Source organism: Methanovulcanius yangii (assembly GCF_018687785.1).
In the GTDB taxonomy this organism is placed as follows: domain Archaea; phylum Halobacteriota; class Methanomicrobia; order Methanomicrobiales; family Methanomicrobiaceae; genus Methanovulcanius; species Methanovulcanius yangii.
In genome coordinates, this window is the sequence record NZ_LTBL01000001.1 from 1,124,925 (window position 1) to 1,141,682 (window position 16,758).

At 57.0% G+C, this 16,758-nt stretch carries 16 protein-coding genes and 2 tRNA genes; 7 read left to right on the top strand and 11 right to left on the bottom strand.

The window, feature by feature from the left end; translation table 11 throughout:
• Nucleotides 1-3: 3 nt before the first annotated feature.
• A complete protein-coding gene (locus AZH53_RS05650; protein WP_319642548.1) occupies nt 4-1,272 on the bottom strand; it encodes a phosphopentomutase/phosphoglucosamine mutase in 1,269 nt (422 codons plus the stop codon).
• A gap of 148 nt (nt 1,273-1,420) precedes the next feature.
• Between AZH53_RS05650 and AZH53_RS05655 the strand changes: the two genes are divergently transcribed.
• Nucleotides 1,421-2,884, top strand: coding sequence for an oligosaccharide flippase family protein (locus tag AZH53_RS05655; protein ID WP_319642549.1), 1,464 nt, complete (start codon nt 1,421-1,423; stop codon nt 2,882-2,884).
• A gap of 553 nt (nt 2,885-3,437) precedes the next feature.
• Here AZH53_RS05655 and AZH53_RS05660 read toward each other — a convergent pair.
• Together AZH53_RS05660 and AZH53_RS05665 are read right to left on the bottom strand one after the other, a co-directional pair.
• Nucleotides 3,438-3,890: a DUF5814 domain-containing protein gene (locus tag AZH53_RS05660; protein ID WP_319642550.1), complete on the bottom strand. Its 453-nt coding sequence runs from the start codon at nt 3,888-3,890 to the stop codon at nt 3,438-3,440.
• A 123-nt stretch (nt 3,891-4,013) separates the two neighbouring features.
• The gene (locus AZH53_RS05665) at nt 4,014-4,640 is read right to left on the bottom strand and encodes a DUF2150 family protein (protein ID WP_319642551.1); all 627 of its coding nucleotides are present in this window, start codon (nt 4,638-4,640) and stop codon (nt 4,014-4,016) included.
• A gap of 237 nt (nt 4,641-4,877) precedes the next feature.
• On the opposite strand from AZH53_RS05665, the gene larE reads away from it, so the two are divergent.
• Both larE and thiI read left to right on the top strand, forming a co-directional pair.
• Nucleotides 4,878-5,636: an ATP-dependent sacrificial sulfur transferase LarE gene (larE, locus tag AZH53_RS05670; RefSeq protein ID WP_319642552.1), complete on the top strand. Its 759-nt coding sequence runs from the start codon at nt 4,878-4,880 to the stop codon at nt 5,634-5,636.
• A gap of 36 nt (nt 5,637-5,672) precedes the next feature.
• Nucleotides 5,673-6,869 carry a tRNA uracil 4-sulfurtransferase ThiI gene (gene thiI / locus AZH53_RS05675; protein WP_319642553.1) on the top strand — a complete coding sequence of 399 codons (1,197 nt, stop codon included), beginning with the start codon at nt 5,673-5,675 and terminating at the stop codon, nt 6,867-6,869.
• A 16-nt stretch (nt 6,870-6,885) separates the two neighbouring features.
• Here thiI and pscS read toward each other — a convergent pair whose 3' ends face one another.
• Nucleotides 6,886-8,064: an O-phospho-L-seryl-tRNA:Cys-tRNA synthase gene (gene pscS / locus AZH53_RS05680; protein WP_319642554.1), complete on the bottom strand. Its 1,179-nt coding sequence runs from the start codon at nt 8,062-8,064 to the stop codon at nt 6,886-6,888.
• Nucleotides 8,061-8,246 carry a hypothetical protein gene (locus AZH53_RS05685; protein WP_319642555.1) on the bottom strand — a complete coding sequence of 62 codons (186 nt, stop codon included), beginning with the start codon at nt 8,244-8,246 and terminating at the stop codon, nt 8,061-8,063. The genes pscS and AZH53_RS05685 overlap by 4 nt, the downstream gene beginning before the upstream one ends.
• A gap of 166 nt (nt 8,247-8,412) precedes the next feature.
• Between AZH53_RS05685 and AZH53_RS05690 the strand changes: the two genes are divergently transcribed.
• Nucleotides 8,413-9,027, top strand: coding sequence for a hypothetical protein (locus AZH53_RS05690; RefSeq protein WP_319642556.1), 615 nt, complete (start codon nt 8,413-8,415; stop codon nt 9,025-9,027).
• Nucleotides 9,028-9,089: 62 nt separating this feature from the next.
• Here AZH53_RS05690 and AZH53_RS05695 read toward each other — a convergent pair whose 3' ends face one another.
• Nucleotides 9,090-10,013, bottom strand: a complete 924-nt coding sequence (locus AZH53_RS05695) for a hydantoinase/oxoprolinase family protein (RefSeq protein ID WP_319642557.1) — start codon at nt 10,011-10,013, stop codon at nt 9,090-9,092.
• Nucleotides 10,010-10,894: an ATP-grasp domain-containing protein gene (locus AZH53_RS05700; protein WP_319642558.1), complete on the bottom strand. Its 885-nt coding sequence runs from the start codon at nt 10,892-10,894 to the stop codon at nt 10,010-10,012. Before AZH53_RS05700 ends, AZH53_RS05695 begins: the two co-directional genes overlap by 4 nt.
• An 84-nt stretch (nt 10,895-10,978) precedes the next feature.
• Here AZH53_RS05700 and surE point away from each other — a divergent pair, with 84 nt between their 5' ends.
• Complete coding sequence (gene surE / locus AZH53_RS05705) at nt 10,979-11,779, top strand: 5'/3'-nucleotidase SurE (protein ID WP_319642559.1); 801 nt, start codon at nt 10,979-10,981, stop codon at nt 11,777-11,779.
• Between the two features lie 9 nt (nt 11,780-11,788).
• Here the strand turns inward: surE and AZH53_RS05710 are convergent, their stop codons facing one another.
• Both AZH53_RS05710 and AZH53_RS05715 read right to left on the bottom strand, forming a co-directional pair.
• Entirely contained in the window at nt 11,789-12,358 is a 570-nt protein-coding gene (locus AZH53_RS05710; protein WP_319642560.1) for a hypothetical protein, read from the bottom strand.
• Nucleotides 12,351-12,929 (bottom strand): HEAT repeat domain-containing protein, encoded by a 579-nt coding sequence (locus AZH53_RS05715; RefSeq protein WP_319642561.1) that lies wholly within the window; start codon nt 12,927-12,929, stop codon nt 12,351-12,353. The genes AZH53_RS05710 and AZH53_RS05715 overlap by 8 nt, the downstream gene beginning before the upstream one ends.
• A 135-nt stretch (nt 12,930-13,064) precedes the next feature.
• On the opposite strand from AZH53_RS05715, the gene AZH53_RS05720 reads away from it, so the two are divergent.
• The gene (locus AZH53_RS05720; RefSeq protein WP_319642562.1) at nt 13,065-14,744 is read left to right on the top strand and encodes a hypothetical protein; all 1,680 of its coding nucleotides are present in this window, start codon (nt 13,065-13,067) and stop codon (nt 14,742-14,744) included.
• A 109-nt stretch (nt 14,745-14,853) separates the two neighbouring features.
• Here AZH53_RS05720 and AZH53_RS05725 read toward each other — a convergent pair.
• Together AZH53_RS05725 and AZH53_RS05730 are read right to left on the bottom strand one after the other, a co-directional pair.
• Nucleotides 14,854-14,926: transfer RNA gene (locus tag AZH53_RS05725), tRNA-Asp, on the bottom strand.
• A gap of 22 nt (nt 14,927-14,948) precedes the next feature.
• Nucleotides 14,949-15,054, bottom strand: a tRNA-Tyr gene (locus AZH53_RS05730).
• Nucleotides 15,055-15,234: 180 nt separating this feature from the next.
• Between AZH53_RS05730 and AZH53_RS05735 the strand changes: the two genes are divergently transcribed.
• Complete coding sequence (locus AZH53_RS05735; protein ID WP_319642563.1) at nt 15,235-16,740, top strand: 2-isopropylmalate synthase; 1,506 nt, start codon at nt 15,235-15,237, stop codon at nt 16,738-16,740.
• Nucleotides 16,741-16,758 lie beyond the last annotated feature (18 nt).

Here is a 16,758-nt window from a genome sequence, read left to right on the forward strand (position 1 = left end):
CTCTTATTGTTCTTTCCTAATCTTTGTTATCCCTTCACGAAGGAGAGAATGGCCGATTTCAAGGTATTTTTTCGCATCTGCCTTCTCTTGTGCTTCAACAGTAAGCCGTATCTTCGGTTCCGTCCCGCTCGCCCGGATGAGAATCCACCCATTCTCCTGCTCACGCCGCAGGCCGATGGTCGGGCTCTCCGCCCCAAGCGCTTTCATCACCGCAGGGGCATCAACACACCGGACCGAGTCCCGCAGAACGGGATACTGCGGTGCCGTATCATACCACTCGGCGACATCCCACTCCGAAGCGATCATCGCAAAGAGTCCAGCCGCATAAATCCCGTCCGGGCAGAGGGAATGATCCGGGAAGATCCAGCTCCCAGATGGTTCCCCTCCAAAGTCGCCCCATGACGCAAGGCGTTCGGAAACGAAGGAGTCCCCAACAGGGGTACGCTGTACCTCGGCAACCTCCTCGATCGCCATCGACGCATCGAAGGTCGTCACCACCTTCTTTGCCCCGAGCCATTCGGCGAAGAGCATCAGCATCATATCCCCGGAGATATACCTTCCTTTCGCGTCAAAGCCCATCATCCGGTCGGCATCGCCGTCATGGGCGATGCCACAGGTCGCGCTGTTCTCCCGAATAAGTGAAGGAAGGTGGTGAAGATTTTCTTCCAGCGGTTCGGACGGGCGGGCAAACCGCCCGCAGACATTCGCGTTTACGGCAAGGCATTTCCCCCCGGCTGCACCGAAAAGCCGGGGCGTAATCACGCTACCTGCACCGTTCCCGCAGTCGAGAACAATTCTGCTTTTTGAGGGAAGGGAGATTTTCCCGAGGATTGCGTCCATATGCGGCGTAACAATATCCCGGCGATCATTCCGACCCCTACCTGTCACCGGCGGATAGACACCTGACCCAATCCTCTCCTCAATTTCACTTTGCTGGGAAAGAAAGAACGACGATCCATCCGGATTGAAGAGCTTAATCCCATTGTACGGTTCAGGGTTGTGTGACGCGGTGATCATGGCACCGGCCGAGGCATCCCGGGTCGCATAGGCAACCGTCGGGGTCGGAGCGACGCCCCCGTCCCAGACACATCCCCCGGAACCAAGGATCCCGGCAGAGAACGCGTGCGCAAGGAGGGGGCCGGTCGTCCGGGCATCGCGGCCGAGTATCACTGTCTGCGCTCCCTCGCCCATAATCTGCCCAACCCGGAGGCATATCTCAACGAGCGACGACGAAAATTCCCTTCTGATACCCGATGATCCAAATAACCCCATTGTACTCCTCTTCCATCGCCATGAACTGCAGTATGCCCCTTCTCTGGATCAACTGCATTCTTCGGTTCGTTCTCATATCTCCTTCAGGCAATAAGAAATATCTCATAGATTTATGTGGAAACCTGCCCCAATCAATATCTAATCATCAATGAAGAAAGCCATCGAACGCGTCCTGTCCATCGACCCCATCCGTCGCCAGAGCCTGATATCCTTCAATTCGCAGATCATCATCACGGCACTCGGGTTTCTCTCCACCATATATATCGCCCGGGTAATCGGTTCCGACGGGTACGGAGCTTACGCGCTTTTCCTTTCATACTTTGGAATCATCACCCTCTTTACCGATACCGGTATCACCTCGGCAGTGGTCAAGAAGGTTTCTGAGGGTAAAGAAGAGAACCAGTATTTTTCCGCCTATCTCTCCCTGAAAATCATTCTGCTCATTTGCGTTGTCACAGCGCTCTACATAACCCAGGATCTCTTCGTTGATCTCAACGAAAGCGGCCTTATGCCATGGCTCATTGCTGCAATTGTCCTTGCCTCGTTCTGGGGGATGCTTGCGGCAGGAATGCAGGCGACAGGGAACTGGGGCCTTCGCGAGATCTCAAACCTGTTAACCAGTATTCTGCGGATTATCATTCAAGTCATCGCAGTATTCTTAGGATTTTCCATTTCAGGTATGGTAGGCGGGTTTGTTTTCGGATACCTTGCAGGCATCGTGATGCTGCTTCGGCATATCCCCCTTCGATTCGCTTCATTCTCCCGGACCCATATCAAGCAGCTCATCATCTTCGCATTCTTCGCCGCAGGAGCCGTCGTCGGCGCCGTCCTCCTGAACAACACCGATCGCATCATGCTCGGCTACTTCTTCACCAACAGCGAAGTCGGTGTATACGCCATTGCATTCCAGCTTACCGTGATTGGAAATTTTGCCGCAACAGCAATTGGATCCACTATCTATCCACGATTTTCCCGCTCTGCAACAGAAGGTAATATCGGTGCCATTGAAAATGGCCTGAAAAAGGCAATCCCTTTTGCCCTCACCCTTGCACTGCCAATGGCAGCAGGTGGAATCGTGCTTCACAATGAGCTTCTCCCCATTCTCTACGGCAACGATTTCTCATCGGGTTCTACAGTTCTGATCTTCCTGCTGATCTTCCAGATCTTCATTTGTGCCAATATGATCCTCGGCAACACACTCACGGCAATTGATCGCGTCAAAGAAACCGCCCTCTCCACCCTCATCGGGGCCTCCCTCAATATCGTTCTCAACATCATCCTCATCCCCTCCATGGGACTCACCGGTGCCGGCGTCGCAACCGTCATGGCAGGCGCCGTTATCCTCGGCACCCGCTACCTCTTCCTCCGCCAGCACATCCGCGTCAACGTGAACGTTTCCATGCTCACCCATATCATCGTCGCCTCCCTTCTAATGGGCATCGTGATAGCCGTCCTGAACGCGCTCATCGACATCGACTCCATCATCACCCTCTTTGCCGTCGTCGCCGTAGGGGCTGTCATCTATCTTGGAAGCCTCTACAAGCTGAACGCGGAATTTGCTGGGGAGATCCTCGGGATCTTCGGTATCCTTCGGGGGAAGAAGAGCGACTGAACGGATCGATTCGTCAGACAGTTATGCACAGAATGGGGCCATACCCCCTCCATAATGAGGTGAAAAACCCCATATTTCAGGCCAAAAGAAGCTGAATTTGACCCTTTTGTCCGTGATTATCGGGCCTTGAGGAAAGGAGGATGATTCGCCTACTATTTACAAAACAGAGTATATTCCAAGGACGATATTCGCCGTTTCAGGACCTCTTTTTTTCGCAGGTGCCAGTGGTCGGGAGAGAGTGCGATCCGCCCGCATTTTGCATCTGTATCGATGCTATTTTTCGCGCTGTTTTTCCAAAAATACCCCATATTTAAGCGTTTCTTATAAAGACCTCCACAAAAATGAGAAATCGGTGCATTCATACATGGTGAGGGAAATCATCGATTATCGTCAAAATTTTGCCTAAAAATGTCAGCCATAATCGACGAAATTACCATTCAGAAGCGAGATGTACGGATGACAGGATCATTCCATCATAGAGTGGAAAGAACACGATTGCAATCTCTTGCAAAATTCATCGCACACGAGGCCTTCCGCATCCTGAAATAGAACATCACCCCTCCAGCCCCCTCAACGCATCCTTCGTCTTCTCAACGATCTCCTCGCTTCCTTCGATCTCGGCCACGTCGCACACCGCCTCGAGAACGTGCACGCTCTCCTCGAGAAAGCTCATGATATCCATCGGGTAGAGCTCGATGCCGTACTCGTCAAGGAGGACTTGGGAGATGCCCCGGTGGTCGAGGCCCTCCATCCGCAGTTCCAGGATGGTGCGGGTGAACTTTCGCTCCGGGCAGCCGCACATCGGCGAGTCGCGGCACCGGCAGTCGAGAAAGTCCTTGAAGATGTTCATCAGCTGCTCGCGCAGGCCGCGGTCGAGGTTGTCGTAATCGATGTTCGAGACCATCACCTCGAGAAACGGCCCGGAAAAGACCTTCTCGGGGATGCGGTACCCCACCATGCTCTGAAGTTTCTTGGCAGCCCGGAACCGGGCCTTTGCGGCAATCACGACGGTTCACCAGATATCAAATGAAGATGTATCAACTGAAAATTCATCAAATGAAGATTCCACCCGGATTTGTGCTGAAATTCCTGAAAAAAAGAATGTCAGGTGCATCATCAGATGCGGGTATCAGATCCCTTCCCCGAACTGCTCCTCGAAGTTCTTCAGGGTCTTCATTGCTGTGCCCATCTCATCCACCTCGATGAGCCAGTCGTCGAAGAGGCATGGCTCCTCGAAGTCGCCGCGGAGATACTTCCCGCAGCACGAGCCGCCATCGAGGACGAGGGCGCCGATCGTCGCCGCGACCTCCAGTGACTCCTCGGCCTTCTCGTCCCCGAGGGCCCGTCCGTCCTTGACGAGGTCCTTTATCTCACCGGAGGCACTCCCCTCAAAAAGCTTCTTGCAGGCGGCAAAAAGGACGAGGAAGCGCATCTGGACACCCGCGATGATATCGGCGATCTCGGAATCGGGAATCGGCCCCATGATGATTGCCTCGACCTCATTGAGCTTTTCCGTGGCAGTCGGTGCCGAATAACTCCCGTTCTGGAAGAGCTTGACGATCTTCAGGACGGAGACATTGATATCCTCGGTAAAATTATTGAGCGAATGCAGGCCTTCCGGCATATCCTCCGATTCCGGGTCCTCTTCAAAACTCATCTCTTCGAGCGTCTTCAACCAGTTGTCCCAGCGTTCCTGCGTGTAAAAATAGTACAGGACCGACTGCGGTTCCGCTGTTTCCTTCTTCTTCCGCGCCATAGTAGTACACACTTACACAGGGACGATATTAGTATTTTCGAGTAGAGCACCCGGAACCGCTCTATGCCTACCTGCTAGCGCGCCCTTCCCCCTCTCGTTTCCCTACAAAAATGGCTCGCAGTTGCCCCGGCATCGAATGCGCTGCCTCCCGCCCGGCATGCACCCCAAATCCAGTTCGGAAAACATGCCCCCTCTCTCCAAACCTTGATGAATATCCCCGCCAATATCAAAGCCACTATGGGCGCAGAGGAATGCCTCCGGACGATCTTTCTCGCACACGAACCGTTCCTCATCGCACTCTCGGGAGGAACCGACAGTCTGACGCTTGCGGCTGTTGCAAAGGCTGCTGGCGCCCGTTTTGCCGCGGTGATGGTCGACACGGGCCTTACCCCCGCAGGCGAACCGGACCGGGCAGCAGACTTCGCCGACCGCGAGGGAATCCCTCTCCGGTTTCTCCGGTGCGACATGCTGGGAATTCCGGAGGTCTTGGAAAATGCACCCCTTCGCTGCCTCGCCTGTAAACGTGAGATGATGAGGATCATCACCTCCTTTGCAAAAGCAGAAGGATTCTGTGCCGTGATGGACGGGACCAACGCGGATGACCGCCCGGACGAGCGCCCCGGCATGCAGGCGCTCACCGAGTACGGGATTGTGAGCCCCTTTACCGCCTGCGGCATCGGCAAGGAGGATATCCGGCGGCTGGCCCGGACGTATCACGTCCCCACCGTCCCGTCCTCCTCCTGCCTTGCGACGCGCTTTCCCTGCAACACCCATCTCACCAGCGCCGAAATCGACCGCATCCGGCGGGCGGAGGCGCTCCTGCGCCCCCACGTAGAAGGGCGGCTCCGGGTCAGGAACGAGAACGGCCATGCAGTCGTGGAGGCAGCGGCATCCGAACACCAGAAAATCCGGGAGCACGCGGGCGCCCTCCGGAAGCTTGGCTTTCCGGATGTCACCATAATCGCACCGGACCAGGCACCCGCCAGCGAACCATAAGAAATCTCCGGTCAATACTAACAAAGGACACAAAGGATGGAAGAACGACACGTAGTCATGATCAAATTCGGGGAACTCTTTCTCAAGAGCGAACCCGTCATGCGCCACTATATCGGCATACTCACGGGAAACCTCACCAAGGCACTGGACGCAGCAGCAATCGACCACACCATCGAGGTGTACCGCGGACGCATTCTGGTCGAAGGCCCGGACATAGAGGGCATATCACGGACCGCCGCCCGTCTCTTCGGGGTGGTGGGCGTCGCCCGCTGCATCCGGACCGAACCGGATCGCGAGCAGATCGAGACCGCAGCAGCAAAGCTTGCGGCACGAACGATGAAGGAGGGGATGTCCTTTGCCGTCAGGGCCCGGCGTTCGGGCATGAAGGGTTTTACCAGCCAGGAACTCGGGGCCTCCACGGGGGCAAGGATATTCGATGCCGTCCCCGGCATCACCGTCGACCTGACCAACCCCGACTATGAAGTCCACGTCGAGGCGAGGGAGTTCGGCGGTCTCGTCTATGATGCAATCCTCCCGGCACCCGGGGGCCTCCCGCTCGGGACACAGGGCCATGTCCTCTCCCTCCTCTCCGCCGGTATCGACTCCCCGGTCGCGACCTGGCTGATGATGCGCCGGGGATGCATCCCCACCCTGATTCACATGGACGGAGGAAAATATGCCGGCGAGCAGGTCAAACCCGGCGCACTGCGCCACCTCGAAACCCTCTCCACCTGGTGCCCGGGACGCACGCTGCGCCTCATCTCCGTGCCGATGGAGGCATTCTTCGATGCCATGGTGGCATCAGGCGCTACCCGGACAAGGTGCCTCCTCTGCAAGCGCTTCATGGTACGGGTGGCCGCGGAAATTGCCCGGCGCCAGCAGCACCTCGCCATCGTGATGGGGGATAACATCGGGCAGGTCGCAAGCCAGACGCTTGCCAACATGAGCGTGATCGAGGCGGTCGCACCACAGGAACTTCCGATCCTCCGGCCCCTCATCACCTACGACAAGGATGAGATCGTCACCCTCGCACGTTCCATCGGCACCTTCCGCGAGAGCGCCGGCGATTTGGAATGTCGGGTCGTCCCCAAACATCCGGCAATCGCGGCTCAACCGGCAACCGTCCTCGAAGACGAAGCGCCGCTCGACATTGCATCGCTCGTGGAGACCGCCATCGAACATGTCACCATCCATGCAGCCCGCAACGGCAGCCTCATTGAACGCGACGAGTAAAAAATATAAAAAAAGGTCAGGAGACGGACAGCCCGTTCTCTTCGGCGACCTCGACGAAGGAGCGGGCGACATGCTCTATCTGCATGTCGTTCAGTCCGTAGGTGTTGAACTTCCAGACCCGCGTCGACCCGGGGATCACCCCGATGACCCCCTTCTTTTTCAGCGAGCCCGAAAGGAAGAATCCCTTCTTCTTGTGCGTCGCCGCCACCTTGTCATAGGAGCCCAGCGTGTTGATGCGGGTCAGGGTGTGCCGCCGCGGGTATTCGCTCTCCACTGTCGTCCCCTCGATGGAGAGGAGGGCATCCACCACCCTGTTACTGTTTGCCACTTCGTGGTCCCACTGTTCGACGCGGGCCTTCACTGCAGGGAAGGAGGCCATCATGCCCACGACAGGGGCCCCCATCAGGGTGCACCCCATCATCTCCACTTCCTTGATGCCGAAGGTTCTGCCCGTCACATCTCCCTTCACCTGGGTCGTCCGGAAGACCCGCTCGGCATACTCGCCATTTGCGGCAAGGACTCCCGACGGGGCGGGCGCCGCCATGCTCTTGTGGCCGGACCCCACAACGAAGTCAACACCGAACGCCTTCCCGTCCACCGGCATGATGCCGACCGAATATGCCCCGTTCATGAGCACCGGGACGTCGTACTGGTGTGCCACCTTTGCAATTTCCTTCACTTCGTGGATATTGCCGTACTGGTAGTCCACGTGCTCGACGAAAAGGAGGGCGGGCGCGCGGCCGTACTTTTTCGTCACCTCATCGAGCCGTATGGCGGCGTTCTCCGCCGTGATACGGTTGTTTGCATCCTTGGGAATCTCGTGGATGTCCCCTCCCGACTGTTCGAGGGAGACGAACTCGGTATAATGGGAGAGCGCCGTCAGGAGGACGGGATCGCCCTTCTTCACCATCGTGCTTGCAACCGCCTGAAACCCCCGCCGTGCGCCGGGAACCACCCGAACCTGATCCATATTGAGCCATTCGGCAACATCCCGGTGGAACTGCGCAATCGGCGGTTTATTGATATAGTCCAGCCGGAACGGCTTGAGGCAGTTGTCACAGACCGAATACCCGTCGGCAAAGGCGATGACGGCCTTATGTGCCTCCGGCGTCAGGCGTCCGCCTGCCTGGATGGGATCGATATTGACATAGAGCTCCTCGACCTCACGGGTATCGATATCCCCTGCACATTTCATTTTATAAGCTCCTTTTCAAGAATATCCACCTGTTTTCGTAGCTTCTCCAGTGCCTTTGCCACTGCCGCCTTCTGCTCCTCATCCAGCCGGTGCGCCGGAGCCGTCTCCCGGAGGACGGCCCGGAGATCGGTGAAGAGATAGAGTCCCTGAAATACCGCGTCAACTGCCCTCTGTGACATCATATCACCTTCCAACCCTCCTTAACGGACGGCAGGAATATTCGATAACCAACATTCATCGTCGGCATCATCATTAATCCTGACGTTTCCGACAGCAGAATTCCCTGCAGGGCGGCAATGGTCGGAAGAACTATACGTGCCGGTTGAAAGAAACCATGCAGACACATCCATGCGCAAAGTCCAGATCCCCTCGATGCTCGGCGACATCGTCACCTCGGCCATCACCTCGGCTGACGACGCGATCTTTTCCGAGTGTGCAGCATGCCCGTTCTGCGGCGGCGAGGTGAAGGCCCATGACATGCGCCGGAAAAAATATGCAACGATCCTCGAGAAAGGAGCACGCAGGCAGATTCATGTCTTCGTAAAGAGGTTTTACTGCACGGAGTGCGGTCGCCTCTGTTACGCCGACTCACCCTTTTATCCGGACACCAGGATGGGAATGCCGGTGGTGGACCTCTGCACCACCCTTATAGAAAAACATCCGTTTCACCATGCCGCCAGAATTCTCCGGTCACTCAATATCATCGTCGACCGGGGAACCCTGAGAAATTATGCCGGGAGAAATGACCTCCCCCACCCCGAAGTCATCGAGATGTACGGGATTGACATCCCCCTCTCCATCTTTGACCTCTCGGCACGTTCATTCCAGGGGCCCGAGCGGACTTCCGTCCCACGGACAGAACTCTTCGGCTCCGCCCGTCTCCCACCCGCACACCGGGCATTTCTTCTTGCGATGGGGACGGGCAAACGGAATCAGTGGAATAAACAGGAAGAGAAAAAATAACGGAAACCCGGCCATCCATAAGATGACAGATACCAGAGCTGAGCCGACCAGAAGAAGAATGCTCAGTGCCCTTCGGTCCGTAGCGCCACCTCCCGCACGGCACATGCCGGCAGGGCATCCGACATCTCACCAATAAGGTCGGAAAGCACCACCCCACCAAGGGCGCCACCAATGACCCGTGCGCCAACACCCGCAAATACCAGCTCCTTCTCCCGCCGAGCGTCATGCCGCTCCACCTGTGAGCGTATGAGCGAGAGTTGTTCCTCCCAGAATGCCCCGGCAATTTCCCGGGCCCCAACTTCTCCTATCTCGTCCAGGTCGGAACAGACCACCCTCGAGAGGCGCTGAAGTGCAGCAGGGATGTCCACGGCCGCGCCGTCGGGCGTCGGGACCGTATACTCACCGGAACCGATATGCCCCAGGACCAGGTGAACATCCGCACTGACCGCAAAGAGTTCGTTGCTGACCAGTGTCTGCGTTCCCGCAAGACAGACCGAGCGCAGGAGCGATGCCACGGGAGCGCGGAGAATGCCCGTATACACGAGCATCCCCCTCTGGAGACGGTCGACGTCGGTGAGGCCCTTCAGTGCATCAAAAGGCTCGAGGGGAATGATATCGGTCGTGGTGCTCCCCATATCAACAAGGATGGCATCGGAAAACCGCCCCCTGAGCCAGTCCGCGGACGCAAGCCAGTTTGCCGCCGCAAGGCTCCGGTCCGCCCCGGCGTGAAAGGTGCCGTCCGTCCCGTAGAACACCGCATCAGGAAGGGCCGTCCGGACCGCATCGACGATGAACCCGATACCCTCGGTCTTGTTTGCAAATCCGTCGGCAAGCTCGCCGCTCATCACCACAGCCGCAGACTCGCCGCTGTATGCCGCGAGGATATCGGCAATCGGGGATTCCTGCCAGAGGGGACAATAATGGATATCCACACCGCCCTCAGTCACCACCTTGAGATTTGCTCCGCCGACATCGATGCCGATCACCGGATCACCACCTGCCCGGACTTGTCGTATCGTGCCGTGCCTGTCAGGTGCACCTCACCGGGGAGAATCCCCTTCGATGCATCAATGAGGATGTCACCAATCTCCTCGTCCATGATGGCGTCGATGCCCACCAGACTCGATGTCGGACGGGGATTGACATCGACCACATACACCTCATCTGTCACCACCACATCAACCCCGGCATACCCCTGACACCCAAGGACGGTGGCCGCCTTCACTGCCGTCCCCACTATCTCGTCTCTGCGCGGGTGATCGACATTCGTTGTTCCGCCGGAAAACGAGAACATATCCCCGTCAAGAGCGATGTGCTGCGCATTGAGAGAGAGAACCAGCGGTTCCGCCCCGCTGTAGTAGAGGCAGGCCTCCCCCACAAACCTGCTCCCGACAAGGCTGACACTGAGATGCTCTCCCTCGATAAATTCCTGGCCGAATTCACCAGCGCCCGGCTCCTCATCCCGAAGGCGCATATTGACCGTTCCTGCCCCCGACACCTCCTTTATGACGCGCCTGCCCGACTCCACTTCTTCAGGCACCGCAATCCCATGACCGGCGAGAATGCGGCCTGCCTGAATTTTGTTGGCACAGAGCGCACAATTCAGAGAGCCGCACCCGATGTTGTGCGTCAGATCCTCGATGATCTTTGTATATCGCCCGAGGAGGGCGTCCGGCGCGATCACCAGCCCGAAATCGCATTCCGGGGCAAGCCGCCGGAGCTCATCTGCAAAGTCGCCCTTTTCGGGAGACACTACATCATACCCGCACCGGGTAAAACTGTCGCCAATGACCCTGAGCATCGCCTCCCCTTCGGGGGCCAGGACCGGGTCGTGAAAGACGGAATATTCGGCCAGTAATACCTTCATTGCCACAGTATTGCACTGACGGAGAGATGAGTATGACGATCGGACCCTTTTTCATCTTCTCGTCCCAACGATGGTTGAGATTGGATGAAACCGGTTATTCTCCTGACAAACGACGATGGGGTGACATCGGAAGGCCTCTGGGCGGCGTATGACGCACTTGCGGATATCGCCGAGATCCATGTCTTCGCACCCTCTACCCAGCAAAGCGCCGTGGGCCGCTCCATTTCCATATTCGACCCCATCCGGGCGCACAGGGTGGTTCTTCACGGCCGGGATGCCCATGCCGTCGACGGCAAACCGACCGACTGTGTCATCCTTGCAATGTATGCCTTCGGCATCAAACCGGACCTGGTGGTGTCCGGCATCAACATCGGGGAGAACCTCTCCTTCGAGTCCATCATGACCTCGGGGACCATCGGTGCGGCACTGGAAGCGGCGAATCACGGACCGCCTGCCGTCGCCTTCTCCATCCAGGTCTCGGACCAGGGAGAAAAGTTCGACAACCCGCAGTACTCGTCGGCGAACTTCGAGCATGCGAAGACAGCAGTGCGCGACATCGTCCTCCGACTGCTGGAGACCGGATTTCCGCCGAATACCGATGTCGTCAACGTCAACATGCCTCCGGGCCCCTATGCAGGCTATGCCGTCACCACGCTTGCCCACAAGCTCTTTCACACCGGTGTCGAGACACGCGTCGATCCCCGGGGGCGCCCGTACTACTGGATCAACGGACCTCTGGTCGACGAGGCACCCGAAGGGACCGATGTGTATGCAGTCCATCACGGCATGGTCTCCATCACCCCGATCACCCTCGACTCCACCGCCCACGGCGACATGGGTGCAATGGAGACACTCTTTCCAAAAACAGATGACCAGGATATCTGATATCCGGGTTTATTCTTCTCCGAAATAGTCCGGGAGGGGGTCGTCCTCAGCCAGACCTTCGTCCCGTTCTTTGTAACCGCAGATGCCGGGATAGCCGGCGACAATGAACCACCCGGCCACACACATGAAGAGAGCACCTATCGGTATGGCGAAGCCGGACGACCCGGCAAATGAGAACCCGTATTGTGCGATGGTACCTCCCAGATATGCCAACCCGGCCGCGATGAGGGATATTCCCGCATATCTTCGGCTACTTCCGGAATGCTTCCGGACATGGTGGCAGGCAAAAACAAGTGCCACGCAGCACAACAGAACCCCCCCAAGCCAGAAGAACGGGACCAGTGCACTTCTTCCGGTGATGGCGCCGGATGTCACAAGGTCGACATCCCTGACAAGCGTAATCAGGGAGGGGCCGAGATACGTCTGCTGGTACCGGAACAGCGGAAAGGCAACACCCGCACCGATGCCGTTTCCGATATAATACACCGAAACCGGAACGACCAGCGATACGGCGACGAGGAGAACGGAAAATACCGCCCCCTTTCTGTCGCACTCCATCTCATCCCGCGGTTCAGACATTCTCCCCCATTCCCTCAAGAGCCTCATCAAGAGCGGCAATGACCGTTGCATCCCCTTCCGTTTGCCGGACACACCGGAAGAGATCTGCATAGTCCGCGGCAGCCATCCGGGCAAGGGTGCGCACCGCCATGCGCCGGACATACGGATTTTCATCCGTACAGAGACGTTCTGCGATCTCCTCTGCCGCGACTTCGCCATGCAGCAGTCCGAGGGATTTCACCGCCATATACCGTACATGGTCCTTTGTATCCGTCAGGTGCGAACGGAGCGTTTCCACTGCACCCGCATCGCCCGAAAGACCGAGTGCTTCGGCGGCCCGGTACCGTACAATCCAGTCCCCATCCTCCATCAGCGAGATGAGAAGGGGAAGGCTTGCAGGTGACGCAGCGGCAAGGGCCTCCATGGCACGGGCACGCTGTTCCTTACCGTTGTTTTTCAGCTGCAGCGCCATTTCCATTCCCGTCTCATCCGAATACAGCTGGGCAAATTCCCGAATAGCGGCACCTCTGGCTTTCGGATCGGTTTCCAGGCAGGAGGAGATGATGCTGTTTATCTCATTTAGACGGTCCATTGGTACTCACCTTTCCATCTCTGCACAAGGTTTCGGGAAATCGATAGTAAACTTTCTCATTTGCCGCAGTAAAAAATTATTATGGAAATGAACTCTCTCTTTACATGGTAAAGAGGCAGGACACCAGGAGATCGTATGGCTGACACCCCACAAAAAACAAGAAAATACACTGTCCTTGCTGTCACTGTGGTACTCATCATAATGGCAGGGGGCATCGCTATTGACAGTGGCACAATGCCATTTTTCCTGAATAATTCCTCACAGGCCACCGTCAATGTAACCCCGGCAGAGGCGTCTCTCTTCCATACCATCGGCAACCTGACCAACCCGGCAGGCTCCGAAGCCCTCCGGGAGGTGCCGACGCGGCCGTCGATTGAAGGGACGGTGAGCGCCAGTGAGACCGAGAGCAGTTTCAACTATCAGAAGGAGATTCTCTCGGCATTCATCGAAGCGTCACAGACCTTCGAGGGTGCAGGGAAGGCCATGACCTCCTATGAGATGACGACCTACAATCTCTTCACCGACCCCGATTTAGGGAATTCCGCTCATCTCGGGCGTCCATACGGAGCGATGGCCACCGTGGTCATCAACGGGACACCGGGGATGCTCGAAAATACCCTCTGGGGATATGAAGTTGATGCGACCGCCATAACCCGTACCGTCATGACCAGCGATGCAGGATCGGATACAGGTTTTGTCGCAGTCTCATTTGTGACGCAGGACACCGGCACTCCCGTCTTTTACGCACTCATCACCGCAGAAGAACTGGCAGCATTTGACGGGAGATGGGGCGGCGGCTCCTACATCTGCCAGGATGACTGGACGAAACTGCGCTATGACGATTCATTCGTCGGCTGCGGCTATGAAGACCCCGATGAGCGGCTCATTCCCGAGGTTGACCCGGGCATCTCCTATGAGGAATTTGACAAATACGGACTTTATGTCCAACCGTCAGAGATCCGCGATACCATTGAAAAACAGACCATCGCACTCAACGGCATCGTCTCCCGCATATCGGAGGGTGCCCTGAACAATGACTTCGACCTGATGAAGGAGGCGTCAATGCAGCTGATGAGTGAAGCGCGCAGTATAAAAACCGAGATATCCGCCCTCCCCGTCGGCCCCGTGTACCGCGATGATATCGCTGAATTCATTGAAGGCATTGACAACTATCAGTATGCCGGGGCCATGCTCTGGTACGGGTCGGCCTTTACCCAGCCGGATGCCATACGGAAAGGCAATGATTACCTCATCGCCGGGATCGAGCACAACAACAACGCCCTTGCGGGGCTGGATATGCGTACGATAAATACGGCCCTCATTGATCTGCCCGATGAGGACATCTTCCCCCATGCACTGTACCTCCATGATTTCTACCGGTTCCAGGACGCAAAGAAGGTCAACGACATCTCCATGAAGATCACCGGCGTGAAGGGTTCCACACTCTATTTCACCACCAACGAAGATGGCGAGGAGGAGAAGGTTCTCGCAGGGTACGGGTACAAATACGTCCTGCCTGTCGTCGAGGTCACCCATTACGGCTACCGCGGAGGCGGCAGTTCGCGCATCACGACGCCAGAACCCTCAAAGTTCACCATCATATGGAATGGAGAGGAGTACGCGGCAGAGTCCCCGTCAGGCTATCTGCAACCCCTCGGGCAGGCATACACGCGGCAGTATCTGGACAGGAAGGAAACGGTGGAGGCATTGTTACTCTTCAAAGTCCCTGCCAGCCTCAACTACGAGGAAGCATATCTCAAGGTGGACCTCGGTTCGGAAGGAACACCGGTCTGGCATCTGACCGAACGTCAATAATTCCAATTTTTTCTTTCCCCTTCCCTAAGAGAATGGTCTTGAGAATGCGAAAGCATGTGGCGGAACGCAAGGCTCCACGCTCTGCCGAATGAAAAACAAAAAATGAATACGCCCAGGACGGAATTCGAATCCGTGTCGCAGCCGTGACAGGGCTGCATGATAGGCCCCTACACTACCTGGGCTCGTTTGCACACTTTAAACAGATCCCGCCTCCCGGAGTCGAACCGGGGACATCGCGGTAGCCGCGCAGTTACCTACTTCGGCAAACCATACTACAGCCGCGCACTCTACCAGTCTGAGTTAAGGCGGGTCTGGTTCCGTGGTGCTCTACAATATATGACAGTTGAAGTATTAAAGATTATGATTTGAGCTGGAAACCCCGAATCGTCCTGATACCATCCCTTTTTATTCCAGTAAAGATAACAGGGGTGCATGTCTCAGCAACTGAGATCAAACGGAACCGTCGCAGAATCTGCGGCAGATCGCTTTCTTGGGCGACAAATGTACTGAAACGAGAGCTGTTACTATTTTCGACACCACCCTCAGGGATGGTGAACAGACACCGGGTGTCTCCTTCACACTGGACCAGAAGATAGCCATCGCGCATCAACTCGCCGATATCGGCGTCCACGTGATCGAGGCAGGGTTTCCCGCATCCTCTGTCGATGAGAAGGCGACTGTTCGCACCATAGCATCGGAAAACACCGGTGCGAAGATATGCGGCCTGGCACGTTCCATCCGGAGTGATGTGGACACCGCCATCGACTGCGGCGTCGACATGGTGCATGTCTTCATCCCGACCTCGGAAGTACAGCGCAGGCACACGATCAAAAAGAGTCACGAGGAAGTCCTGGCCATCACCGCTGATATCGTCGGGTATACCCGCGATTATATCGGGGAGGTAATGTTCTCTGCGATGGATGCGACCAGGACCCCGTCGGAGGATTTGATTGAGGTCTACCGTACGGCGGTGGACGCCGGGGCGACCATCATCAACGTCCCGGACACGGTCGGCATCGCAACGCCGACCTCCATGCATGAACTGGTCCGGTTCATTCGCAACAACGTGGACTGCCCCATCGACATCCACTGCCACAACGATTTCGGGATGGCGGTCGCAAACACCGTCACCGCCGCCGAGGCAGGGGCATCACAGGTGCAGGTCACGGTCAACGGCATCGGCGAGCGGGCAGGGAATGCAGACCTCGCCCAGACGGTAATGTCCCTTACGTCCATCTTCGGGATGGAGACGGGCATCGTTACCGAACGACTGGTCGAGACCTCCCGGATGGTCTCGCGGTTCTCGGGGATCGGCATCGCGCCGACACAACCGGTGGTCGGGGACAATGCCTTCTCCCATGAAAGCGGCATCCACTCCCAGGGAGTCCTCTCTGAGGCTTCCACCTTCGAACCGGGCATCATGACCCCCGAGATGGTCGGCCACCGGCGTCGCCTGAAACTGGGCAAGCATGTGGGGCGCCATGCGGTCGGCCAGATGCTCTCCGAGGCGCACATCACCACGTCCCCGGAACAGCTCGACGATATCGTCCTGCGCATCAAGGAGATCTCGGGCAAAGGCCGCAAGGTCACGGAAAACGATCTCTATGAGATTGCAGAGACGGTCATCGGCCAGTCGTCCATCGAGAAGAACATCTTACTGGATGACATCGCCATCCTCACCGGCAACCACGTTCTGGCCACCGCCACCGTCAAGGCGACCGTCGACGGCGCTGAGAGGATCTGCTGCAGGACGGGCAATGGTCCGGTCGACGCTGCGATGAATGCCCTCCTGGGCATCGTACCCAGGGGCATGCAGCTGAAGGAGTACTCCGTCTCCGCCATTTCGGGAGGCAGTGACGCCATCGGCCATGTGACGATAGCAGTCGAGGACGAGAAGGGCAGAATCTACGATGCATCCGCATCGTCGGACAATATCGTGCTCGCATCGGTCGATGCCATGATCAATGCACTCAACCTGGTCTACAGGGCCAGGTAATCAATATTTTAAAAAAAA

Excerpts from the sequence above, each read along its gene's own strand:
- pscS (WP_319642554.1), bottom strand. The coding sequence starts at position 8,064 with ATGAAATGTGCAGGGGATATCGATACCCGTGAGGTCGAGGAGCTCTAT.
- AZH53_RS05710 (WP_319642560.1), bottom strand. The coding sequence starts at position 12,358 with ATGTCTGAACCGCGGGATGAGATGGAGTGCGACAGAAAGGGGGCGGTA.
- AZH53_RS05665 (WP_319642551.1), bottom strand. The coding sequence starts at position 4,640 with ATGGCGCGGAAGAAGAAGGAAACAGCGGAACCGCAGTCGGTCCTGTAC.
- surE (WP_319642559.1), top strand. The coding sequence starts at position 10,979 with ATGAAACCGGTTATTCTCCTGACAAACGACGATGGGGTGACATCGGAA.
- thiI (WP_319642553.1), top strand. The coding sequence starts at position 5,673 with ATGGAAGAACGACACGTAGTCATGATCAAATTCGGGGAACTCTTTCTC.
- AZH53_RS05690 (WP_319642556.1), top strand. The coding sequence starts at position 8,413 with ATGCGCAAAGTCCAGATCCCCTCGATGCTCGGCGACATCGTCACCTCG.
- larE (WP_319642552.1), top strand. The coding sequence starts at position 4,878 with ATGGGCGCAGAGGAATGCCTCCGGACGATCTTTCTCGCACACGAACCG.
- AZH53_RS05700 (WP_319642558.1), bottom strand. The coding sequence starts at position 10,894 with ATGAAGGTATTACTGGCCGAATATTCCGTCTTTCACGACCCGGTCCTG.
- AZH53_RS05685 (WP_319642555.1), bottom strand. The coding sequence starts at position 8,246 with ATGATGTCACAGAGGGCAGTTGACGCGGTATTTCAGGGACTCTATCTC.
- AZH53_RS05715 (WP_319642561.1), bottom strand. The coding sequence starts at position 12,929 with ATGGACCGTCTAAATGAGATAAACAGCATCATCTCCTCCTGCCTGGAA.
- AZH53_RS05650 (WP_319642548.1), bottom strand. The coding sequence starts at position 1,272 with ATGGGGTTATTTGGATCATCGGGTATCAGAAGGGAATTTTCGTCGTCG.
- AZH53_RS05720 (WP_319642562.1), top strand. The coding sequence starts at position 13,065 with ATGGCTGACACCCCACAAAAAACAAGAAAATACACTGTCCTTGCTGTC.
- AZH53_RS05655 (WP_319642549.1), top strand. The coding sequence starts at position 1,421 with ATGAAGAAAGCCATCGAACGCGTCCTGTCCATCGACCCCATCCGTCGC.